Origin of the sequence: Micromonospora jinlongensis (assembly GCF_013410645.1) — a bacterium.
GTDB lineage: Bacteria > Actinomycetota > Actinomycetes > Mycobacteriales > Micromonosporaceae > Micromonospora > Micromonospora zamorensis.
Genome location: NZ_JACCHK010000001.1, coordinates 6,108,556 through 6,121,334, shown reverse-complemented (window position 1 = coordinate 6,121,334; position 12,779 = coordinate 6,108,556). Strand labels below are relative to the sequence as shown.

At 70.6% G+C, this 12,779-nt stretch carries 12 protein-coding genes; 4 read left to right on the top strand and 8 right to left on the bottom strand.

Features of this window, described 5'->3' with window-relative positions; genetic code table 11:
- Nucleotides 1-192 precede the first annotated feature (192 nt).
- The 3 genes from HNR22_RS27615 to HNR22_RS31770 are packed head-to-tail and all read left to right on the top strand — an operon-like array spanning nucleotide 193 to nucleotide 2,152.
- Nucleotides 193-1,155 carry a TIGR03557 family F420-dependent LLM class oxidoreductase gene (locus tag HNR22_RS27615; protein ID WP_141908426.1) on the top strand — a complete coding sequence of 321 codons (963 nt, stop codon included), beginning with the start codon at nucleotides 193-195 and terminating at the stop codon, nucleotides 1,153-1,155.
- An 8-nt stretch (nucleotides 1,156-1,163) separates the two neighbouring features.
- Nucleotides 1,164-2,027 (top strand): alpha/beta fold hydrolase, encoded by an 864-nt coding sequence (locus tag HNR22_RS27610; RefSeq protein WP_343059989.1) that lies wholly within the window; start codon nucleotides 1,164-1,166, stop codon nucleotides 2,025-2,027.
- The gene (locus HNR22_RS31770) at nucleotides 2,024-2,152 is read left to right on the top strand and encodes a hypothetical protein (RefSeq protein WP_281374388.1); all 129 of its coding nucleotides are present in this window, start codon (nucleotides 2,024-2,026) and stop codon (nucleotides 2,150-2,152) included. The genes HNR22_RS27610 and HNR22_RS31770 overlap by 4 nt, the downstream gene beginning before the upstream one ends.
- A gap of 27 nt (nucleotides 2,153-2,179) precedes the next feature.
- Here the strand turns inward: HNR22_RS31770 and HNR22_RS27605 are convergent, their stop codons facing one another.
- The 7 genes from HNR22_RS27605 to HNR22_RS27575 all read right to left on the bottom strand — a co-directional run bounded on the left by HNR22_RS27605 (nucleotide 2,180) and on the right by HNR22_RS27575 (nucleotide 8,486).
- Entirely contained in the window at nucleotides 2,180-3,157 is a 978-nt protein-coding gene (locus HNR22_RS27605) for a hypothetical protein (RefSeq protein ID WP_179782806.1), read from the bottom strand.
- Nucleotides 3,158-3,188: 31 nt separating this feature from the next.
- Nucleotides 3,189-4,010, bottom strand: coding sequence for an endonuclease/exonuclease/phosphatase family protein (locus tag HNR22_RS27600; RefSeq protein ID WP_179782805.1), 822 nt, complete (start codon nucleotides 4,008-4,010; stop codon nucleotides 3,189-3,191).
- A gap of 8 nt (nucleotides 4,011-4,018) precedes the next feature.
- Nucleotides 4,019-5,509: a phosphatase PAP2 family protein gene (locus tag HNR22_RS27595; RefSeq protein ID WP_179782804.1), complete on the bottom strand. Its 1,491-nt coding sequence runs from the start codon at nucleotides 5,507-5,509 to the stop codon at nucleotides 4,019-4,021.
- Between the two features lie 69 nt (nucleotides 5,510-5,578).
- Nucleotides 5,579-6,580 (bottom strand): YhjD/YihY/BrkB family envelope integrity protein, encoded by a 1,002-nt coding sequence (locus HNR22_RS27590; protein ID WP_179782803.1) that lies wholly within the window; start codon nucleotides 6,578-6,580, stop codon nucleotides 5,579-5,581.
- Complete coding sequence (locus HNR22_RS27585; RefSeq protein WP_343059988.1) at nucleotides 6,573-7,577, bottom strand: diacylglycerol/lipid kinase family protein; 1,005 nt, start codon at nucleotides 7,575-7,577, stop codon at nucleotides 6,573-6,575. The genes HNR22_RS27590 and HNR22_RS27585 overlap by 8 nt, the downstream gene beginning before the upstream one ends.
- A 94-nt stretch (nucleotides 7,578-7,671) precedes the next feature.
- Nucleotides 7,672-8,250, bottom strand: coding sequence for a Clp protease N-terminal domain-containing protein (locus tag HNR22_RS27580; protein ID WP_179783742.1), 579 nt, complete (start codon nucleotides 8,248-8,250; stop codon nucleotides 7,672-7,674).
- Nucleotides 8,250-8,486: an HTH domain-containing protein gene (locus HNR22_RS27575; protein WP_007457155.1), complete on the bottom strand. Its 237-nt coding sequence runs from the start codon at nucleotides 8,484-8,486 to the stop codon at nucleotides 8,250-8,252. Before HNR22_RS27575 ends, HNR22_RS27580 begins: the two co-directional genes overlap by 1 nt.
- A gap of 154 nt (nucleotides 8,487-8,640) precedes the next feature.
- Between HNR22_RS27575 and HNR22_RS27570 the strand changes: the two genes are divergently transcribed.
- A complete protein-coding gene (locus HNR22_RS27570; protein ID WP_179782802.1) occupies nucleotides 8,641-9,501 on the top strand; it encodes a universal stress protein in 861 nt (286 codons plus the stop codon).
- 106 nt (nucleotides 9,502-9,607) lie between these two features.
- On the opposite strand, the gene HNR22_RS31930 is transcribed toward HNR22_RS27570, so the two are convergent.
- Nucleotides 9,608-12,187 carry a GDSL-type esterase/lipase family protein gene (locus tag HNR22_RS31930; RefSeq protein ID WP_179782801.1) on the bottom strand — a complete coding sequence of 860 codons (2,580 nt, stop codon included), beginning with the start codon at nucleotides 12,185-12,187 and terminating at the stop codon, nucleotides 9,608-9,610.
- Nucleotides 12,188-12,779: the final 592 nt, after the last annotated feature.

The window sequence follows — 12,779 nt, the reverse complement described above, 5'->3', positions numbered from 1 at the left end:
AACGCGGGCCGTCACGGTGCGATCATCCCCACCACAGGATGTGCGCCACAGCCGGCTCTTAACCGGTTAAGAACGACGGTAGGCAGGTCGCCGCAATCCGTCAAGCAGCACCGGCGCCGAACCGGACGGGAGGGTTGACCGTCGCCGACCTGGGTATCCCGGGAACGATCCGTCGGTGAGAGGGGATACAGGATGGTCAGCGTCGGTTACACCCTGATGGGCGAGCAGGCCGGTCCCAAGCAACTGGTGGACCATGCGGTACGCGCCGAGGCCGCCGGCTTCGACCAGCTCGTGATGTCCGACCACTACTACCCCTGGCTGGATTCGCAGGGCCACTCGCCGTACGCCTGGTCGGTGCTCGGCGCGGTCGCCCACGCCACCTCCCGCGCGGAGCTGATGTCCTTCGTGACCTGCCCGATCCGCCGCTACCACCCGGCCGTCGTGGCGCAGAAGGCCAGCACGATCGGCGCGCTCTCCGACGGCCGGTTCACCCTCGGCCTCGGTGCGGGCGAGAACCTGAACGAGCACGTGGTCGGCGGGTGGCCGCACGTGCAGCAACGCCACGAGATGTTCGAGGAGGCGTTGCAGATCATCCGGCCGTTGCTCAACGGGGAGACGCTGACCTTCTCCGGCAACCATTTCGACGTGCCCGACGCCTACATCTGGGACCGGCCGGAGCGGCCGGTGCCGATGGCCGTCGCCGCGTCCGGTCGACAGTCCGCGACGCTGGCCGCCGAGTACGGCAACGGCATCATCTCCACCGAACCCGACCGGCACATCATCGAGATGTACGACGACGCCGGTGGCGCAGGTCAGCCCCGCTACGGACAGGTGGCCATCTGCTACGGCCCCGACGAGGCGGAGTGTCGCAAGATCGTGCACGACCAGTTCCGCTGGTTCGGGATGGGTTGGAAGGTCAACGCCGACCTGCCCGGGCCGGACTCCTTCGCCGCCGCCACCCAGTTCGTCCGGGAGGAGGACGTCGCCGAGGGCGTCTCCTGCGGCCCGGACGTGGACGCGCACGTGGAGGCGTTCCGCAAGTTCGTCGACGCCGGCTTCACCCACGTGGCGATCATCCAGGTCGGTGGGGAGACCCAGCCCATGTTTCTGGACTGGGCCCAGGAGCAACTGCTTCCCCGGTTGCGCGAGCTGTGAGCCAACCGGTGATCCATCGGCCGCGCGGGTCGACCCGACTCACCCGCGCCGGCCGCTTCGGGGTGGCCGAGCTGCGGCTCAGCATGGCCGCGCCCCGACCGGCCGCAGGACTGACCAGCGAGTGGCGGCTCGTCGACGGACTGCGCACCCACACCCGGCGCGGGGCCGACCCGGGCACCGGGGCGCCTCCCGTGGTGCTGCTGCACGGCCTGGCGGTCTCCCACCGGTACCTCACCGCGCTGGCCGTCGCGCTCTCCCCCACCCACCCGGTGTACGTGCCGGACCTGCCCGGCTTCGGGCTGAGCGAGCATCCCCGGGGCGCGTACGACGTGGCCGCTCACGCCGAGCACGTGGCCGCCTGGCTCGCCGCGTACCGGCTGCCGCCGGTCTGCCTGCTCGGTCACTCGTTCGGCGCGGAGGTGGCCGCCGCGCTCGCCGCGAACCACCCGGACTCGGTACGCGCTCTGGTGTTGGCCGGGCCGACCAGTGACCCGACCGCGCGGTCCCGCATGGCCCTGTTCGGCCGGTGGCTGGTGGACTGCCTGCGCGAAGCGCCGTTGCAGGCGCCGATCCTGGTCCGGGACGTCTGGAACGCCCGGCCCTGGCGGGTCCTCGCGACGCTGTCGCACTCGGTGCACAACGCGATCGAGGCGGACCTCGTCTGCGTCACCGCGCCGACCCTCGTCGTGACCGGTGAGCGCGACCCGGTCGTACCGGCGTCGTGGCGGGACGAAGCGGCCCGGCTGGTGCCGGACGCCGACCTGGTGGTCGTCCCCGGCGCCGCGCACAACGTGGTCACGACGGCCCCGACCCAGGTGGCGGACGCGTGCCGCCGCCTGCTCACCCCTCATTCCGCACTCCTGGACAGGTGACGCTCATGCGCTTCGGCAACATGGAGATCCGCCCGCTCGGCGGTGGCCTCGGCTGCCTCCTGATGATCCTCTTCTCGATCGTGGCCTCGGTGGTGCTGACCGTCCTGCTCAACCTGGTGCTCTGAGGCGTCCGCGCCAGGGCGCCGCGACGGTCAGCGGCGCAGGCCCAGGGCGCTGAGCACCTCCCGGGAGGCCAACCGGGCCGGGTCGAGCACCGCGCGGCGGGTCCACCGGGCCACCGGTACGACGGTGGCCCGCCAGGCCACCCCGAGCCCGCGTGCCACCGGCACGACAGTCACCGACCAGACCCACCGGACACCCCACACCAGCGGGAGCACGGTGTGCCGCCACACCCAGCGCAGCCCACGCCCGAGCGGGCGCAGCAGCAGGCGGTGGAGCAGTCGCAGCACCCGTCCGGCCGCCCACCACGCGCCCACCACCGCGGCGACGACCAGCCGGCCGAACCCCACGACGACCCACCAGATCCCCCGGACCAACCCGACGAGCGCGGCACGCACCGCCCCGGCGAGCACGCCGACGCCCCGCCACAGCAGCCGTCCGACGGGGGCGAGCGCCGCGCCCAACCAGCGCAGCGGCGGCAGGACCAGTCGTTCGACGAGCCAGACCAGCGGCGCCCGGACCAGCGTGCCGGCAACCCAGGCGATGCCGTACGCCAGCCACACCAGCGGTTGCCAGATCAGGGTGCGGGCCGCCCACGCGAGGCCCCGCCCGAGCCGGACCAGCGGGAGCCAGACGAGGGTCAGGGCCACCCAGCGCAACGGAAGCCAGATCAGGTTGCGGGCGCACCAGACCAGCGGGACCCAGAGGACTCGGTGCAGCGCCCAGGACAGCGGGGACAGCAGCCACCGGTGCAGGAACCGGCCGACGGGGCTGAGCAGGCTCCGGTACACCAGCCGGCCGGCAGCCGCGATCAGCTCCCAGAGCAGGCGTACCGGGAGCACCACGACCAGCGCCACACCCCGCGCGACGGCCGCAACGAGCGGGAGCGCGACGGCGGCCGGCTCTGCCGTGTCCGCGGCCGACGGTGCCGGACGCACCGCCGTTGGCGCGCCACGGTGTGCGCTCGGCGGCCCGGGCAGCGGCGAGTGGGCGACGGGACGGTCGGTCACGGTGGGCACCGTAACCGGTCCGCGCAATGCCTCAGGTGTCGGTTGCGGCCGGGCCGAGGTCGAGCGTGGTCAGCAACGGGTAGTGGTCCGAGGCGGTGTCCGCGGTCGCGCCCCTGATCACCCGGCACTCCCCCGCCCGCTGCGCCACCGCCCGGGTGCCGAGCAGGTAGTCCAGCCGCATCCCGGCGAACTCCGCCCCGCCGAACCGCGTCGGAACGGTGCGGCCGTCAGCCTCCGGTGCCCCGACGTTGCACGACGGCCACAGGTCGACCAGGTCGGCGGCGAGCAGCCGGGCGATCGCGCGGGTGTCCACGGCGCCACCGCCCCGGCGCAGGTGCCGCCGCCGGTAGAGGGCGGGCATGCCGGCCAGTTGAGCGGTGTGGTCGACAGTCGGGTCGAGCGAGTTGAGGTCACCGGCGATCAGCGCCAACTGCCCGGGGGTACGCCGCAGCGCGGCGACCAGCCAGTCGACCTCCATCCGCCGCCGTCCCCCCGAATACGGGTAGAGGTGGGTGCCGAACACGGTGAACGGGCCGGCGGAGGTGGCCACCACGACGCGGGCCGCGCCGTGGTGGAACGGTCGGCGCACCGTGCCCGCGTCGACGACCTGGTACGGAGGCCGGACCAGCACCGCCACCGGCTGCCCGAAGCAGGACCGGGCCAGGTGGGGCGTCATCCCCACCCGGCCCGCCACGCCTGCCATCAGCCCGTCGCGGTCGAAGCCGCGCAACTCCTGGAGGGCCAGCACATCAGGTGCCTGCTCGTTGACGACCTGGACCACCTGATCCAGCCGGCCGGGGCCGCCACGATCCCGACCGCCGGTGCGGATGTTCCACGTCATCACCCGCAGCACGGCGGCGCTCAGTCGGCTCGGCCGGCCCGCGCCAGCTCGTCGTCGAGGGTGTCCACGTCCTCCGACTCGATGGCCGGCTGGTTGCCTTCCAACAGGTCGGCGTTGGGGCGGACCACGAGGTAGAGCAGGCCGATCCAGAGCGCGGAGAGCAGGATCGCGCCCATGAAGTCGGTGGGGTGGTGCATGCCCCGGTACATCCGGGAGGTGGCCACCCCGACCGGCATGATCACGGCCAGCGCCACGAAGATCCAACGCCACCAGCGGTCGGTACGCGGGAACACGATGAGGGTGATCGCCAGCCAGACGCAGATCGTGGCCGCGATGTGCCCGGACGGGAACGACGAGGTGGGCATCTGCCCGTCCAGGTTCTCCACGGCCGGGCGGGGCCGGTCGACCGCCCGCGCCGACGCGAGGAAGAGGGTCAGTTCACCCACCATCGCCAGCGCCACGAACAGCACCGGCCGCCAGCGCCGCCACACCGCCAGCACCAGCGGGCAGAACACCAGCGAGATCAGCAGGATCGCGTGGGTGTCACCGAACTTGCTCCACCACCAGCTCACCTCGGTCAGCACGTCGGTGTGCCGCTCGGCGAACCAGCGCGGCACGTCGGTGTCGAGGGTGTCGAAGAAGGTGCCCTTGGCGTGGTAGCTGACGTACGTGCCGAAGCCGTACAACGCCCCGAACACGAGCACCCAGCCGACCAGCAGCTCGGCCACCGCCGAGCGGGGGTGGGCCAGCACGTGCTCCTCGGCCGGGGCGGGGGCGATGTCGTGCCCCGCCTCCGGCTCCAGGCCCTCGCTCAACGGCGGCACCGGTCGCCCGCGTTCGCGGCGCCACAGCTGGAAGGCGTACGCGGTGACGCCCAGCCAGGCGGCACCGAGCAGCCAGCCGGCCAGCACGTCGGAGATGAAGTGCACGCCCAGCGCGATCCGGGTCAGACCGATCAGCGCCACCAGCACGCCGACCACGACGATCACCGGCTTGCGCCAGCGCGGCGCCATCGCCGGCAGGAACACCAGCAGCAGAGCCCCGTACGCGACGAACGAGCCGAGCGCGTGCCCGCTGGGGAAGCTGTTGCCCGGGGCGCTGGCGATCGGCACGTCCACGACCGGGCGGAGCCGGCCGACCAGCGTCTTCAGCGACGGGTCGAGGATCAGGCCACCGACCCCGGTGATGATCAGATAGACGGCGAGTCGGGGCTGACGCCGGATCAGCAGCCCCACCACGGCGATGGTGACCAACCAGATGAGGATCGGTCGGCCGCCCAGGTCGGTCACCGCCTGCAGGACGGTGACGAGTGCGTGGTGCGGGGCGACGAGCCCGTTGAACCATTCGGCGACGGCGTGGTCGGCGTCCTGCAGAGGACTCCACCGCACCCGGACGAGCATCAACAGCAGCCCGAAGGCCACCCCGGCGCCGGTGACGGCCACCAGGCCGGCGATGCTCCGTTCGGCGAAATGACCGATCGGACGCCGTGCCACCTCTTTGACCGCGGTCACCCCGCACCTCCCTTATCTGTCTGGCGAGGCGCATTACCCGATCCACGTCCGTCGTACACGCCGGTGCCGCTACAGCGCCGACATGTCCCCGGTGTCGAGCAGCTCGGCCCGGTCCGGGTCGGGCTCCCACAGGTCCGGTTGGGCGGGCTCTCGCACACCGATGCGAAGCGCCTCCAACTGGGCGGCGAAGGCCAGCCCTCCGAAGAGGGCCATCCCGGTCAGGTTGGCCCAGAGCAGCAGCGCCATCATGCCGGTCAACGCACCGTAGGTCTGCCCGAAATCGTCACTGAACCGCACGTACGCGGCGAGCAGCAGGCTGGCCAGCCACCACAGGGCCGTGGCGATGCCGGCACCGAAGAACAGCCAGGACAGGCCGGGCTGGTTGCGGCGTGGCGCCTGCCGGAACAGCACGGCAACGGCGAGGACGGTCAGCCCGAGGCTCAGCGGGAAGCGGACCACGTTCCAGATGCCGTTGGCGACGGCACCCCACTCGTAGTGCTCGCGTACCGAGTCGCCAATCGCGCCACCGCCGACCAGGATCAGGAAGCCGGCGAGCGCGGGCAGACCGGCGGTGACGGCCAGCACGGCGGCGCGGAGGTATTTCCGCAGCGCCGGGCGGTCCCGTTCGACCCCGTAGATGCGGTTGGCGCCCCGCTCGATCTGGGCCATCGTGGTGGTCAGAGCGAACAGGCCGGTGAGCAGACCGAGGGTGAGTGCCAGCTCCCCGGCGTCCTCGACGCGTTCGCCCTCGCCGAGCAGCTCGCCGACCATCTGCGCGCTCTGGCCGGGGGTGACCGCCAGGACGGTGTCGGCGACAACCTCGCCGCCCTCCTGGACACCCAGTTCGCTGATCAGGCCGGTGAGGGCGATCAGGAAGGGCACCACGGCGAGGCACAGCTGCAGCGCGAAGGCCCGGGAGTGGCTGAACCCGTCGCCGTAGCGGAAGCGGATGAAGGCGTCGCGCAGCAGGTGCCAGCCGCCCTCGCGACGCAGCGTGTGCCAGGCGTCGTCGGCGGACAGCTCCTCGTCGGCCATCAGCCGGGTCTCCGGCACGATCCGGGTGCTACTCACGGCGCGCTTCCTCGATCAGCTGCTCGCCCCGCTCTCCGGCGCCCTGCGCGTCGACGGCCAGGTCGGGGGCGTCCTCGGGTTGCGGGACGCAGAGCCAGAGCGCCTGAGGGCGAACCTCGGCGTGCAGCTGCCGGCCCGGCGTGATGAGGTCGCCGTCCAGCTCCCGGGGCTGGGCACGGTTGCTGGTGACCACGACGCGCCGACCCCGGTAGACCTCCATCCGCGGCACCTGGCCACTGCGGCGGATCACCGCCCAGCCGAGCGCGAGCCAGTGCCGCAGGCTGCGCGGGGTGAGCACCGCGACGTCCAGCCAGCCGTCGTCCGGCTCGGCCTCGGTCAGCAGGCGAACCCCGCCCTGGAGTCGGCCCACGTTGGCGATCAGGACCGAGCGGGCCCGGCGGCGCAGCCGTGGGCGGTCGTCGATGCGGATCTGCACCCGCATCGGCCGGTCCCGCAGGTGCCGGGCGGCACCCACCACGTACGCGGGCCAGCCGATGCGGGCCTTGGTGGTCTCGTTGGTGGCCTCGAGCATCTGGGCGTCGAAGCCCATGCCGGCCATCACGGTGAAGTACTTGTCCTCGACCGCGCCGACGTCGAGCAGTCGTCGGCCCCGCTCGACGGCGACCTGCAACCCGGCGGCCAGGTCGGTGGAGAGGCCCAGGTTGGCGGCGAGCAGGTTGCCGGTGCCCTGCGGCAGCACGGCGAGGGCCACGTCGGTGCCGACCAGACCGCTGACGCAGGACATCACGGTGCCGTCGCCGCCGCAGGCGAAGACCAGGTCGACGCCGTCCTTGACGGCCTGTTCGGTCTGACCGCGGCCCGGGTCGTCGACTGTCGTCTCGAACCACTGCGGCGCGGGCCAGCCGGCCGCACTGAGCGCATCGTTCACGGTACGGCGCAGCTCGTCGAGATCGTCGACCTTCACGGGGTTGACCACCACGGCGGAGCGCAGCCCGCCGTCGCCGCCCGAGGGTCGCCTGTCCTGTCCAGCATCCACGGGCGCCAGTGTGCATCACCGGGGCATCTTCAGCGACCCAGCGTGGGGCTCGCGTCGAAAGTGCCACAGACAGGTTTCAACGCGAGCCCACCTGTCAGGCCGCCGCCCGCAGCGCGCTCTCCACCCGTTGGCGCAGATCGTCAAGGTCGACGCCGGACTCGGTGAGCACCTGCGCTCCCAGCCCGTGACCTTCACGGAGGACGCCCAGCAGGATGTGCTCGGTGCCGATGTGCTTGTGTCGCAGGCGCAGCGCCTCCCGCAGGGACAGCTCCAGCACCTTCTTGGACCGGGGTGAGAACGGGCCGCCGAGGAACCGCTTGCGCCCCCAGCGACGACGCGGCGCCGGCACGGCCTCGCGCAGCGCGTCCGGGCCGAAGGACTGCTCGATGCGGGCCACGATCGCGGCCAGGTCGATGCCGATCTCCCGCAGGGCCGCCGCGTCCGCGTCGCCGAAGCCCGCGCCACCGGTGGCGGTGTGCCGGCGGACGCGCTCGCGCAGGTCGTCGGCGCGCACGCCCGCGTCGGCGAGCACCCGGCTGGCCAGGCTCGCGTCGTCGGCGAGCAGGGCGAGCAGCAGGTGCTCGGTGCCGACCGGCCGTTGACCCTCGACCCGTGCCTCCTCCAGCGCCCGGCGCACCACGTCGCGCGCCCGGTCGGTGAACCGTTCGAACATCACGCCTCCCAGGATGAGTTGACCGCCGGTCGCCCGGCGTGCTTCTTGTGCACCGCCTGCCGGCTGACCTCGAGCGCGTCGGCGATCTCCTGCCAGGACCAGCCCTGTCGACGGGCGTTGTCCACCTGGACCACCTCAAGCCGCTCGAGCAGCCGGCGCAGCGCGCGGACGGCGCGCAACCCGACCCGGGGGTCGGTGCTGCCGGCTGCCGCCGCGAGTTCTGTCGCCTGACTCATGCCGTCAACATACGTTGACAGCGCTACCATTGTCAACCCTGGTTGACGGACGATGGTGACGCGACGCGAACCGCCCCACCGCCGAGCCCGTCCGACTACCCTCGGTCAGGACAGGCTGGTCGTGCCGGGCGCGACGCCCGGGAGGTGATATCGGATGGCCGCACCCGCCGACGCACCGGTGCTGGTCGGCCTCGGGTCGGCTCTCGACCTTCCGGTCGTCGAACAGGCCGCGCAGGAGGCCGCCGGGCACGGCCGGCCACTGCACCTGCTGCACACCTTCGACTGGCAGGCGGCCTTCGCGGCGGACACCGTCGCCGCGCCCCGCGACCGGGCCGAGCAACTGATCACCCAGGCGGCCCAACTCGCCCACCAGACCGAGCCGGGGCTGACAGTGGGCGCTGAGATCGTCGAAAGCGCCCTGCTGCCCACCCTCATCCGCCGGTCCGAGACAGCATTCCTGCTCGCTGTCGGCGACAGCGGCATGGCCGGCAGCGGCCAGTGCATCCCGGCCGAGACATCTGCCGTGCAGTTGGCCGCGCGGGCTGGCTGCCCGCTGATGGTCGTCCGCCGCGAACCGCCCCCACAGGGGCCGGTGCTGGTCGGCGTGGACGGCTCACCCAGCTCACATCTGGCCCTGCAATGGGCCGTGGAGTGCGCGTCCCGCAGGGACGCCCGACTGCTGGCCCTGCGGGTGGTGGAGTACGACGAGGACACCGACGCGGTCGCCGAGCAGCTCAGCGAGGCGCTCGCCCGGCACACCGATCTCCACAGCTCGGTGCCCACCGAGTCCCGCGTCGTCCGGGGCGATCCCGCCGAGGTGCTGATCGACATGTCCCGCTCGGCACAGGTGGCGCTGGTCGCCGCCCGTGGCGACGAACCGGGCCGAGCCATGCTGGGGGCCGTGGCCCAGTCCCTGCTCTACCACTCCCCGGCCCCGGTGGTCGTCGTCCGAGGTCTGGCCGAGATGCCGCTGACCGGGCCCGACGCTCGCCCGGCCCGGGACCAACGGCCCTGACCCGGGGCGGCGGACACGCAGTCTCAACAAGAGCTGACGCGGGAGCGAACAATTCCGTAGCCGCATGGCTGTGGCGCGGTCACCCGACCGCGCCACAGCACAACGGTCAGGACGATCCCACGGGCTTCACGCAGTTGGACATTCCGCTTTCCAACGCACCGTTGACGGCGGTGACGCAGAATTCGTAGTTCAAGGCACCGTAGACCAGGAACCCGACGCCCCAGGTCGTTTCCATGATCGTATTATCACCGGCTGTCATCTCGCTGCCATCGATGAGGTTGCGGACCCAGACGCGATAGCCGGCCGCACCGGTGGATTTGTTCCAGGTGAGGTAGACGCTTGAGGCGTCAATGGCATTGGCCTTCAGGCCGCTCGGCGCCGCGGGAGTTCCGCCGCCGACCAGGACGGGGCGGCCGGAATTTGGCACCCCTCCACCGCCGCTGGTGTCCCAACTCGATACCCAGACGAGATAACGGTGGCCGACTGTCAGACCGTCGATATGGGCCGCGTGACCCCTGATTCCGACGGCGCCGAGGAATGCGCCTGGTTCGTCCTGGTCCCAGTAGATGACCCCGTAACGTTCGACCGTCCCGACGGTTTCGCCCCAGGTGATATCGAAGCCGGTGCTGGTGGCCCGGGTGACGATCTGCGCCGGACCCGGAGGAGCAGTCGGGCTCGCCACCACGGGCGCCGTCGGGGACGTCCAAGCGGATTTCTGGTCATCGGTGTCGCCGTTGTCGGTGCGGACCTGGTATTCCCACTTCAGGCCATGGACAGAGAGCGTGTCGTGGCGGTTGGACGCCGCCCTGGACTCGCTCCAGTCCGCGGAGCCGACAAGACGGGACCGGACGGTGTATCCGTGGGCACCGAAGACCGCATCCCACGTCACCTTGAGACCCTGGGGGCCGGGCTCGACGACGACGTTTCTCGGCACGGGGGTCGGCCGCGCCGGAACGGTGTTGGGGATTGCGGGCACGCTGGTCCCGATGCGGAAGTTGTTGACGAGGGTGCGTTCGAACGCCTGGGCGATCTTGTACTCGCCGCGGGCGTTGGGGTGCAGCCCGTCGTAGCCGTCCGGACAGCTGTCGGGCCCGCAGGCGTAGTTCGCCCGCCAGTCGACCAACGCCACCGGGGACTGGCTCGTGCTCCACGACGGGATCGAGGTGGCCAGCAGCGTGTTGTAGCGATCCGTCTTGGCTGGCAGGTCTGGATTGACACCGAGCCGGGTGCGCTGAGGGACGTTGGCCAGGGCCACCTTGATGTTGGGATTGGCGGCACGGGCCTCATTCACCAGCGTCCTCATGCTGGCGATGGTCCCGTCGGGGTTGTCGACGAACCAGCCCAGGTCGTTGAACCCGAGCCCGACCAAGAGCAGATCGGGCTTGTGCTCCGCTACCTGCGTACGGATTTCGTTCTTGACCTGGGCCGCTTGGCGGCCCCAGACCGCGAAGTGGTCGGAGTCGAAGGCCGGCGCTCCTGCGGCGTACTGCCCCCAGACGCGAGGAATGCCCTCCCCAGGGGCGGGAGCCCCTTGCAAACGCGGCGGAGTCGGACCGGTTGCTTCCGTAGGGGGCGTGGTGCCGTAGTAGGGACCGACGAAGTTGACGACGACATTCTGAGTTCTGAACCAGTCCCACAGCCGGTAGCGCCAGGTCCAGTCACCCTCGGCACCCTGGGACATCGAATCGCCCACCACCATGACCCTGAGAGCCCCGACCTGGCCTTCCGTCGATGGGCTGACGGCCCGGAGCAACCGCGTGACCGCGTTGAAAAAAATATCGGCGAGCTCCGGTGTAAACGCATTAGCAAGGAAAGTCAGAGGAGCTCGCCAGGGAATGTATTTATCCGCGAATTCTCGCAGGATCTTTTGGGCCTGGGCAATGAACGGCCGCGTGGTCTGGGCGAGTTTCTCCAGTGCATACCCGGCGCCATAGCCCAAGAGACCGCCAGCCACTGTGGCGGCCAGTATCTCAGCCCAAGCTTTGGCGTCAAACGGCTCGTTCTTCAGGGCTACATGCACTATCCCGCCCACACCTCCGCCAATGGCCCCACCGACAGAAAGGCAGAACGGTGCAGCGGCCGGAGCCCCCACATTGAAGGCGGCTAGGCAAATGCCACCGATCGTGATCGATACTGCCGCCGTGACGAGGCTGGCCACCAGCGCCTTCCAGAAGGAATCCCAGAAGCCCGTAGTGCCGATGTCCGCTACCGGCACCACGATCACTATGCTGTTGCCGAGAGCCTGGATGCTTCCGCCGAACGTGGTGTCGGTCGGCCCCGAGTAGTAGCCCATCCCGCTCTCTCGGGCTTGCCGAGCGAAAGACTCACCTAGGGAGAGCCCTCCTTGGGTCTGGTCGCGATGGAAGACCGCGACCTTCTGCAGCAGGAGCTCGTGAAATTGCTCAGGGCGCTGCACAGGATTGAAGTCCAGGATCGCCACGACATCGTCGTCATTGTTGGCCAACTGCCGGAATTGCCCGGAGTCGCGCGCGCAGCCCACGCGCAGCCCCATGCTATCCGCCTCGACCGGCTTGACGTCGAAGGACGAGCCGTGCACGGAGCACGCGGCATCCGCGGGGGCGGCGGCCGCTTGGGTCACGCCAATATTGGTGGAGCCGGCCACAACCAGCACCAACGCAAGGAAGAACGCCGTGAGACGGGTGCCGTGCCGCCTGTTTCTGTGCACCCATGATCGGCTATGGGAATGAGGCATGGAGGACTTCTTTCTGTCCGATCATGGCGCGCAGGGTGAATCGGGAAGTCGACTTCGACGGATCATCGCGCCGGACTTCCAGGGCCTGCCCGCTGCCTGACCTGGGACAAGTAGGATCCGACGCTCGCCTCGACGTACGTCGTCGATGTCCGTCGTCAGTTGTCGGTCGTCAGTTCTTTACATCAATGATCTTCGTGTAAAATTCATAGATCTACAAGTCTCGAATCGATTACAGCCGCTGGTCTCCCCGGCCCAGCCACGCCACGCAGCGCAAGCCGAGGTGGGCCTACCGACGGGTCCGGCCAGAGCGGACCACGTCCCCGGCGGCCTTCACGCACCGCCGATCTGACCCCGTCGACGCAACGACGCGACTACCCTCGGTCAGGGAAGATGTGGCGGCGCGGGGAGGTGGGGCCGTTCGCGGACCGGCCTCCATCGCGCCAGGCGGGACACACGTCCGCACCAGCGGGGACCAACGGCCCTGCCCCATCCTCTCGGCGGCGACGAAGCTTTACGTGGCCGGGAAAACCCGGGACACCGGATGCGACGTCCCCGATTTCGCGAG